5 protein-coding genes and 1 pseudogene are annotated in these 9,825 nt (G+C 47.5%); 2 read left to right on the top strand and 4 right to left on the bottom strand.

Annotated features, from left to right (window positions below):
- Positions 1-1,517: pseudogene (locus tag AC4EVX_RS12405) on the top strand (hypothetical protein); the annotation flags it as partial.
- Between the two features lie 285 nt (positions 1,518-1,802).
- Here AC4EVX_RS12405 and AC4EVX_RS12400 read toward each other — a convergent pair.
- From AC4EVX_RS12400 to AC4EVX_RS12390, 3 genes are all read right to left on the bottom strand, one after another.
- On the bottom strand, positions 1,803-3,431 hold the full coding sequence (locus AC4EVX_RS12400; protein ID WP_490160311.1) for an SGNH/GDSL hydrolase family protein: 1,629 nt from the start codon (positions 3,429-3,431) through the stop codon (positions 1,803-1,805).
- Between the two features lie 274 nt (positions 3,432-3,705).
- Positions 3,706-4,980, bottom strand: a complete 1,275-nt coding sequence (gene aroA, locus AC4EVX_RS12395; protein ID WP_490160310.1) for a 3-phosphoshikimate 1-carboxyvinyltransferase — start codon at positions 4,978-4,980, stop codon at positions 3,706-3,708.
- 70 nt (positions 4,981-5,050) lie between these two features.
- The gene (locus AC4EVX_RS12390) at positions 5,051-6,151 is read right to left on the bottom strand and encodes a prephenate dehydrogenase/arogenate dehydrogenase family protein (RefSeq protein WP_490160309.1); all 1,101 of its coding nucleotides are present in this window, start codon (positions 6,149-6,151) and stop codon (positions 5,051-5,053) included.
- 511 nt (positions 6,152-6,662) lie between these two features.
- Here AC4EVX_RS12390 and AC4EVX_RS12385 point away from each other — a divergent pair.
- Positions 6,663-8,765: an elongation factor G gene (locus AC4EVX_RS12385; RefSeq protein ID WP_490160308.1), complete on the top strand. Its 2,103-nt coding sequence runs from the start codon at positions 6,663-6,665 to the stop codon at positions 8,763-8,765.
- A gap of 229 nt (positions 8,766-8,994) precedes the next feature.
- Here AC4EVX_RS12385 and AC4EVX_RS12380 read toward each other — a convergent pair whose 3' ends face one another.
- On the bottom strand, positions 8,995-9,666 hold the full coding sequence (locus tag AC4EVX_RS12380) for a cyclic nucleotide-binding domain-containing protein (RefSeq protein WP_490160307.1): 672 nt from the start codon (positions 9,664-9,666) through the stop codon (positions 8,995-8,997).
- Between the last annotated feature and the right edge of the window lie 159 nt (positions 9,667-9,825).

Raw genomic sequence — 9,825 nt, 5'->3', positions numbered from 1 at the left:
GCAAGGTAGAGTATGCAGAGAATATCAACGAAGTAAGATGGTACGTTCCGGTTAAGGAAGTAGAGAAGGCAGCCGAGAAGGACGTAACCGTAGGTCTGTACTACTACACCGAAGATGGAAAGACGGTATGGCAGGGTTATCAGCATGTAACGGCAGTAGAGGGAAGTGTTGTAACACTGACTGCAGATGATCTGGAGAATGATACAGTAACCGTAGACGGAGTTGAGTATACGGTAGATGCAGAAAATCCGAAGTACGTTGACTGCAAGGTAGAGTATGCAGAGAATATCAACGAAGTAAGATGGTACGTTCCGGTTAAACTTGTAGAAGAGGATGTAACGATTGAAAAATCAATCGTTACTGTTAAGGTTCATGGCGAGGGTATCGCAGATGGTGCTGATGTTGATAGTACGATCGACTATGATGATCCGGATACATGGTGTATCTTACCGAAGGTAGCTGTAAAAGAAGGCTGGAAGTTTGTAGGTTGGAAGGTTAGCACTACTGGTGAGACCATTGAGACAAATGATGAGTACAAACTTACATTTGAGAAAGTTAGCAATGATAGAGAAGTAATCGATGGAGTAGGATATGTAACCTATGAGGCGATTGTAAAGCAGGATTCTTTGACTCCAGAGCCAGATCCGGTTGACCCGAATCCGGGAGAACTGAAAAAGGTAACGGTTGTATACTATGATGCAGACGGCAACAAGATTACCTTTGAGGTTATTGGTGTTGATAAGGATGCAACGTCTCTTACAGCAGGTATGCTGAATATTCCGGATGGCTATGAGCTTGTGGAAGATCAGGATTACGCAATTGAGAATGGTGTTGTAGCAATCAAACTTCAGAAAAAGGCAACCCCGGTTGAGATGGCAGATGCTACTCTGATCATCAGCTATCAGTACAGAGGTAATGAGATCAAGACTCAGGAAGTAACCAAGAAGGGTACTAAGGGTCAGATCGCAGAGTTTTCCGTAGATGAGATTGATCTGGAAGTTCCAGATAACTACTATGTTCAGTCTCGTTTCGAGAACACCAAGGTTGCATACGGTGACAGCGCAACAGTAGTTGTTACTGTTCTGAGAGCAAGCAGTGGCGGTTCTGGTTCTTCAGGTGGAAGCGGTAACGGAAGTGGCAGAAGCACTGCAATCTCCGCTAGCGGTACCATCAAGGGTGGTCAGTGGATACTTGATCATGGAACAGCTTCCGAGTCTCTTGATTGGTGGTATTCTTACACCGATAACAGCTATGCGAAGTCTGGCTGGTACAACTTAGTATGGCAGGGTAAGACCGATTGGTACTACTTCACTGACAACGGCTATCTGGTATCTGGATGGTTCGAGAACAACGGCAACAAGTACTACCTGCACGCCGAGCATGACGGCACATTCGGAAGAATGTACACTGGCTGGAACAAGGTTGGCGATCAGTGGTACTACTTCAGCGAGGATGCAGCAAACTTGGGTGCCCTGGTTGAGGGTGCTGAGGTTCCGGCAGAACTGCTGAATCAGTAATCAATCGTAATCAAATCAATAAATAAATTCCGTAAGGGATTGATACAAGGATGGCGGGGAGTTTGACTCCCCGCCGTTTTTGCATTGCATAGAACAATTCGATCAATTGTTCTCCACACATTCAGATTGCCCATGTTCACATAAGCTATAAAGTTCTGAAAGATCAAAGTAAAAGATCAAGTCAAAAGAAAATCCCCCTCCACACAGAAGATGGATGATATAAATTGATCAGATCCATTTCTGTATGGAAGGGGATTTTTTGCTTCCTGTAAATGTTGTAAATATTTACTGCAACGTCAAATTGACATTGCGGAAGGTTACATCTGCATTTCTTGATACGAACATACCAACATATACATTGTCGGAATCAATCGCAGTCAGCGGGAAGTCAAATCCTGCGGAAACTGCCGGATTCTCGCCGAATACACAGGTGTATCCGTCCGGACCCTTGCGGATCTCAACGTGCACGGTATCTCCTGCATTGTAGCCCTTTACAAGACCACCGCCGGAAGTCAGCTCGCCATTCTTGCGGGCGAAGCAGTTCCACGGAGAACTTGATCCGAGCATCAGCGGACCTGCTGCAACGTAATCGCCGAGCGTGTCGTTTAAGATCGTGTCAAGATAGACATCATCGCGAACCATCAGACCAAACGAAGCCTGATTGTTCTTGCCGAAGCTGTTAATCGTCATATCAGCAGACAGTGTAAAGTTCCGGTTGGAGGGAACTGCCTGATAATACATCGCAATACCATCGCTGTTCTGTGCAATCTTACCGACAGAGGCAGAGCGGACACCGCCGGAAGGCTCACCGACTGCCATGCGGATCGAACCGTCATCTTCCGGATGCAGGCTGAAGTAGAGGTTGTTCAAATACTCCGGTCCGTCGATGTCACCGAATACGGTCGGTTTCCAGTCGCCTGCCTGATACCAGAGAGCACTGAGTGTCGTCGGTGCAGTAAAAGAACTTCCCTGATATGAGGTGTTGATTGCACTGTCATTGAACTGCGGAACCTGCGGGTTTGCTACGACATAGTTCTTTAAATCGCTGTTGCTCTTTAACAGCTCATCAGCGATGAACCAGGCGTTGCACTGTGCGCCGTAGAGGTTCGTGTGCGTGTTATCAATGCTGACCTCGCGCTGAGAAGTCCACGCGTGACGATTCTTGACACCGTCTGCACCGAGCTGTTCGTAGACAGCTTTTGTGCGTGCAGTCAGATCGAGAACAGGAACACTCTTGCCGACACCGACTGCCCAGATTGCCTTGGCGTAGTTTCCGCCCTCGAATGTTCCCTCCTCATTCTTGACCGTGGTTGTGATGTGTCCACTCTCTCCGGTGTAATTGTTTCCGGTGTTTCTGCGGACAATCGGGGTGACAAGAATCGGATTTGCGCCCTTGTCGCGGATCGGTTTGATGTATTTCTCATACAGATAATACTGGAACGAACCGCTGGTGGAAGGAGAACCGTTCGGATTGGTGTAACGTCCAAGTTCTGCGCGCTCATCGTTGTGACCAAAGCCGATCATAACATAATCTCCGGACTTAACGCTCTGTATCAACTGCTGATACTGACTCATATCAACGTAACTCTTGGAGCTTGCGCCGGAAACGGCAAGGTTCTGAATGTTGATGCCCTTGATGTAGAGACCTAACTGGGTTCCCCAGCCATAGCGAGGGGAGTAGTAGTTGGTGTCACTGAATGAGGTCGCGGTGGAATCTCCGACTACCCAGAGTGTCGGTCCGGTGGAGGTGGTGTTTGTCCCATCTACCGAGATCGCGTTGGACATCGAATTTCCCGAAGGAGCATCCTGAGAGGCAACAATGGTATCAGCCCGTGCGGGCACAGCAGAGAATGCTGTGGTGAGTGCACAGACACAGCCTAAAAGCAGTGCTTTTAATCGTGTGTACTTTTTCATTCTTCGTCTCCTAATTCAATATTAAATTTTCACGGGTTTTATTATACAATAGGAAAAATGGATTGCCAAGGCTTTTTGGGAAGTTGAGATCGAATGAAAGAATATGGAAAGAATATGCAAAGAAAACGAAAGAGAAAATTAAGAAACGGAAGAAGACAGAGAGAAAGATAAGGAGAAAGGCAGAGAGAACAATAGGAAAAAACAGAAAAAAACAGGAGGAAAGAATCCATGTTCTTCCTCCTGCTTGTCCTCCTGTTTTCAGCTTATTTTTTGCCTATTTGGAGAGACGTTTTAAATCGTCGTAGAATCCCGGATAGGAGATATTGACACACTCTGCTCCGAGAATCTCGGTCTCGCCTTCTGCCATGCATCCGGTGATCGCAAACGTCATCGCAATTCGATGATCGAGATGGCTGTCAATCACAGCCCCGTGCAGAGGCTTTCCACCACGGATAATCATTCCGTCCTCAGTTTCTTCCACATCGGCGCCCATTGCGGAGAGGTTCTCTACCATGACAGCAATGCGGTTGGATTCCTTAACCTTTAATTCGGAAGCATCCTTAATGATCGTCTCGCCATCAGCGAAACATGCCATTGCAGCGATCATCGGCAGTTCATCGATCAGAGTTGGAATCACAGATCCACCGATCACGGTGCCGTGCAGTCTGCTTGAGCGCACAAGAAGGTCGGCGGTCGGTTCTCCGCTTGTCTTTTCATTGAGCAGCGTGATGTCAGCGCCCATATCCTTGCAGATACGCAGAATACCGTCTCGTGTTGGGTTGATGCCGACATTCCTGATCAAGATCTCGGAGTCCGGGATCAGAAGACCGGCAGCGAGGAAGAAGGCGGCAGAGGAGATGTCTCCCGGCACTTCGATTTTCTGTCCGTAGAGTTCTTTCACAGGGCGGATCACTGCAGTCGTGTCCTCGGTGTGGACATCAGCGCCAAAGTGGGAGAGCATCAGCTCAGAGTGATTGCGGGAGACATAAGGCTCGGTCACACGGGTCTCTCCGTCTGCATAGAGACCGGCGAGGAGAATTGCGGATTTGACCTGGGCGGAGGCCACCGGAGACTGATAGTGGATACCGTGAAGCGGACGACCGGAGATTGCAAGCGGGGCACAGCCATTTTCATTGATGCTTCGGATATCGGCACCCATCAGGGACAGAGGATCCATGATTCGTTTCATCGGACGCTTCTGGATCGAGGCATCACCGGTCAGGGTAACATCGAAATTCTGAGCAGAGAGAATGCCGGAGATCAGGCGGGTGGTTGTGCCGCTGTTTCCGCAGTCGAGGACGTGATTCGGCTTTGTGAGACCATGAAGTCCCTTTCCGTGAACGAGAACGCGGTTTCCGTCATTCTCAATCTCAATTCCCATTGCGCGGAAGCAGGAGATTGTGGAGAGACAGTCTGCTCCCTGAAGAAAGTTGGTGATTTCGGTCTCGCCTTTTGCAATCGAACCGAACATGACGCTGCGGTGGGAGATGGATTTGTCTCCCGGAATCGTGACTTTACCGTGAAGTCCGTTTGATCTTGTAAATTTCATAACTATCGATAACCCCCTGTTTTAAAATGTAGTGAGATGTGTACTTTGTTTTTAACTGTTTAAGACCCTGTTACGGCGTTTTGATCAGTTCATAATTGTATTTCTTCAACTGTGTCCATGCGGCATTCATACTGTTCTCATCATAGAAGGTGATTCGCAGAGCACCCTCGCCGTGTTCGCGGTTGTGGTTGATTCCGATGTTGCTCATACTGATGCCTCTTGCGCTTAAAATGCAGGCAAGTGTGGCGATTGCACCTGGCTCATCGACGATATCAACGGTGAAGGAATAATCCGGAGTCACAGAACCTCTTGCGCGCTCGGTGAAGGAGTTGCGGTAACTGCGGGAGGAATCAAAGAGGTCGTAGATTGCCGTTCCATTTTTCTGATGAAGCTCGTCTCGGATGTGGGAGAGCGCCTCAATATAGTCATCCATCAGATCGATGATGTTGCCGGTGTTTGTCATACAGATCTGCTCCCACATTTCAGGGGAGGAGGAGGCGATTCGGGTGATGTCCTTGAAACCGCCTGCGGCGAGGAGTTTCATTCTGCCTTCCGGATCATCGGAATCCTTGACGAGATTGACAAGGCTGGACGCAATCAGGTGAGGAAGATGGCTGATTGCAGCGACAATGCGGTCATGCTGTTGATAGTCGAGGACAATCGGGATCGAGTCGATTGCTTTTGCAACCTCAACCATGCGGTCAACGTCCTCCTTACGGCTCTTGGCAGTCGGAGTGATGATGTAGTAGGCGTTCTCAAGCAAGTGATCAGTCGCATTCTCATAGCCGGTCTTCTCGGAGCCTGCCATCGGATGACCGCCGACAAAGACATCCTCCATGCCAAGCTCGGTCACAACTTTGTGAATATCGCTCTTCGTGCTTCCGACATCAGTCAGGACTGCACCAGGCTTGAGGTAAGGGCGAATCTCAGAGAGATAGCTGGCATTGTATTCAACCGGAGTGCATAAAAAGACAATGTCACACTCGCGAAGCGATTCGCATGGACCGTCCAAGATCAGATCGACGATACCGTCACGCTGTGCCTGCTCCAGTTTTGCGCGTGTGCGCATGTAGGCCATAATACGGGTGCTCGGATTGGTTCGCTTGATTCCTTTCGCGATCGAGCCTCCGATCAGTCCAAAACCGATAAATCCAAACGTGGAATCTATCATTGGAAAATCCTCCTGATTTAAATAATAAAATAAAATAATAAATCCGAAAATCCAAACAACTACAAAAAATTCCGAATAAAAAATCTAAAATAAAAACAAACAACTAAATAAACTAGGAAAATAAATAGGAAATCACAAAATAAATAGGAAACAAGACCATTTTATCGTATGTGAAAGTAAATGTCAACGATTCATCACTTTAAAGTAATGATGATGTTGTGGTACACGGATGGGAATTTTCTGTACGGAAAAATTTGTATGGTACAGGGAAAGGAGCAGATTTTGCCAAAAAAACACGTCGTTGTCCTTGATAACGTCTGACAGGATTGCGCAGATTGGCGTATCTGCATGATAAAAAACGCAGAAACATTCGTAATTTCACGAACCTTCCCACAGATCAGAAAAATACGAAAATTTTTTCGTGCAAATTGCATTTAACTCTTGAAATTTTACAAAATTTTTAGTAAAATATATCCATAAGACAAAAATCTAATTTAACAGGAGGGATTTTATGAACGTATATGGAACGAAACAGATCCGTAACGTCGTTCTGCTTGGCCATGGCGGGGCCGGTAAGACGACGGTTGCGGAGGCGCTGGCACTGGTAACCGGAGTCACCAAACGTATGGGCAAAGTTGCAGATGGAAATACCATCAGTGACTATGACAAAGAAGAGATCAAGCGTCAGTTCTCAATCTCTACCTCCATGATCCCGCTGGAGTATGTCGGAGATCACGGCCCCATGAAGATCAATGTGTTAGATACACCGGGATATTTTGATTTTGTCGGTGAAGCAGAAGAGGCAGCCAGTGTGGCCGATGCCGCGATCATCGTCGTAAACTGCAAGGCAGGAATTGAAGTGGGTACAGAAAAGGCATGGGAACTTTGTGATAAGTTACACCTGCCGAGAGTGATTTTCGTTACCAACATGGATGACGATCATGCGAGCTTCCGTGAGCTCGTGCTGAAACTGGAGAGAAGATTCGGAAGATGTATCGCTCCGTTCCAGCTCCCGATCCGCGAAAATGAAAAGTTTGTCGGCTATGTGAATGTGGTAAAGATGGCAGGCAGACGTTTCACCAATCTGAGTGATTACGAAGAATGTGAGATTCCTGATTATTCCCAAAAGAATCTGGGTATCGCCCGTGACGCACTGCTCGAGGCAGTTGCAGAGACCTGTGAGGAATATATGGAGCGCTACTTCTCCGGCGAAGAATTTACGCTTGAGGAAATTCAGGGCGCTCTGAGGGAACATGTGATAGATGGTTCGATCGTTCCGGTTCTGATGGGTTCCGGTGTGAACTGCCAGGGATTCAAGACTCTGTTGCAGGTTATTGACCGTTATCTTCCGTCTCCGGACAAGTTTGAGTGTATCGGTGTGGATGTCTCTACCGGAGAGCGTTTCACCGCAAAGTATAATGATGAGGTTTCTTTATCTGCAAGAGTCTTCAAGACCGTCGTAGATCCGTTTATCGGAAAATATTCTCTGATGAAGATCTGTACCGGCGTTCTGAAACCGGACAGCACGATTTACAACGTCAACAAGGACGCTGAGGAGAAGATCGCAAAGGTTTACCTGCTCAGAGGTAAAGATGTGATCGAGGTTCCAGAGCTCAAGGCTGGTGATATCGGAGCCGTTGCAAAACTTGCTGTGACCCAGACCGGCGATACGATTGCCCTGCGTTCAGCTCCGATCGTATACCACAAACCGCAGATTTCCACACCTTATACATACATGCGTTATAAGACCGTGACAAAGGGCGATGAGGATAAGGTATCGAGTGCTCTTGCAAAGCTGATGGAAGAGGATCTGACGCTCAAGTCCGTCAACGATAAGGAGAACCGCCAGCTTCTGCTCTATGGAATCGGTGATCAGCAGTTGGAAGTTGTTGTGAGCAAGCTGTTGAACCGTTATAAGGTTGAGATTGAGCTGTGCAAGCCGAAATTTGCATTCCGCGAGACGCTGAGAAAGAAAGTCAGCGTACAGGGCAAATACAAGAAGCAGTCCGGCGGACATGGTCAGTATGGCGATGTTAAGATGGAATTTGAGCCGTCCGGTGACCTTGAGAAGCCGTATGTATTCGAGGAGAAAGTCTTCGGCGGAGCCGTTCCGAAGAACTACTTCCCGGCAGTTGAGAAGGGTGTCGCAGAGAGCTGTCTGAGAGGACCGCTTGCAGCATATCCGGTTGTCGGCGTGAAGGCAACTCTTGTAGATGGTTCCTATCATCCGGTAGATTCCTCCGAGATGGCATTCAAGACCGCTGCAATGATGGCATTTAAGAAGGGCTTCATGGAGGCAAATCCGGTTCTGCTTGAGCCGATCGCATCCCTGAAAGTTACCGTTCCGGATAAGTTCACCGGCGATGTCATGGGCGATTTGAACCGCAGAAGAGGTCGTGTGCTCGGCATGAATTCCGATCATCACGGCAAACAGGTGATCGAGGCAGATATTCCGATGTCTGAGCTGTTCGGATACAACACCGACCTGCGCTCGATGACAGGCGGAATCGGTGTCTATGAGTACGAGTTCTCCCGCTACGAGCAGGCTCCTGGTGATATCCAGAAGAAAGAGGTTGAGGCGAGAGCATCGAAGGTAGACCGTATGGAGTCCTAAGCGACTGAATCGACTTCTTTCCTAAATTTCTTCAAGAAAGTCAACGGGAGATTGTATCCAAGTTGCATCCTGATAGGAGATTAGAAAATTGGACTAGGAAATAAATCGACAATAAAACGATGAAAGACCGATAGAAGATTGAAAATTAAATAGCAAAAACGAAATGAAAGCACCGGTTTTTCAGAGTACTGAGAGATCGGTGCTTTTTGGTGCATGGAAGAAGCTACAATTAAGTCGACTGCTGATTTAGATATTCTTCTAAACGGGAGCGGTCCGGAATCAGGTATCCGCCATGCGTTTTTTTTATCAGTCCGCTTTCACAGAATCCGCGGATGGTTCGAAGCAGGTGGCGATAGCTCGTGTTTAAGATCAGCGCGCAGGTCGTCAGCTGAAACGAGAAGAGGTTCTGCTCATTTGTGTGCTCGAGGATGAAGCGTGCCAGACGCAGTTCCATCGGCTCCATCAGTGAGTTCGTGACATGAATTTCGTTGTTCAGACGATAGCTGAGGATCAGCCCGACATTTTGGAGAAAGCGGATGTCATTTAAGAGTGCTTTGCGGTAGCGGGGAAGACTGATGATGACGCAGACGCAGGGCGTGAGAGCGCGGACGCTCGCAGTCGGCGGATGTTGCCAGAGAGAGCCGGATTCCCCGATTAGAGAGGATTCGCGCAGGTAATTGATGCAGGTGCTTTTGGCATCTGAGGTGTAGGAGAATATCATGACCTGTCCCTCCACCATGAAATAGAGGTAGTCTGAAATCTCGCCTGCGTGAATCAGATATTCATTTTTTTCAAATAAACATAGTTCCGATAATTCCATCAGATCTAAATCCATGTAATCCTGAAGATGATATTCTTCAATGTAGGCATGGCGCTTTTCAGGATCCGAAATTTTTCTCATAGTATCTCAATGTCCTTCCCAATAAGTCAAGTGATTCAATGATTGATTGTTCGTGTCGATTTTATCGATTCCTTATCCATAATCCATATGTTGTTCATTTAAATTTCAGCTATTTCTTACCTGGAGTTATATATGAATTTTCTTAATCAATATTTATTG

It is taken from the genome of Brotaphodocola sp. (assembly GCF_983179755.1).
The sequence above is the reverse complement of the archived record's forward strand: the minus strand, read 5'-3'. Positions and strand labels throughout refer to the sequence as shown.

What these genes read in the sequence shown, in the direction of transcription:
- AC4EVX_RS12400 (WP_490160311.1), bottom strand. Translation starts at nt 3,431, where the DNA reads ATGAAAAAGTACACACGATTAAAAGCACTGCTTTTAGGCTGTGTCTGT.
- aroA (WP_490160310.1), bottom strand. Translation starts at nt 4,980, where the DNA reads ATGAAATTTACAAGATCAAACGGACTTCACGGTAAAGTCACGATTCCG.
- AC4EVX_RS12390 (WP_490160309.1), bottom strand. Translation starts at nt 6,151, where the DNA reads ATGATAGATTCCACGTTTGGATTTATCGGTTTTGGACTGATCGGAGGC.
- AC4EVX_RS12385 (WP_490160308.1), top strand. Translation starts at nt 6,663, where the DNA reads ATGAACGTATATGGAACGAAACAGATCCGTAACGTCGTTCTGCTTGGC.
- AC4EVX_RS12380 (WP_490160307.1), bottom strand. Translation starts at nt 9,666, where the DNA reads ATGAGAAAAATTTCGGATCCTGAAAAGCGCCATGCCTACATTGAAGAA.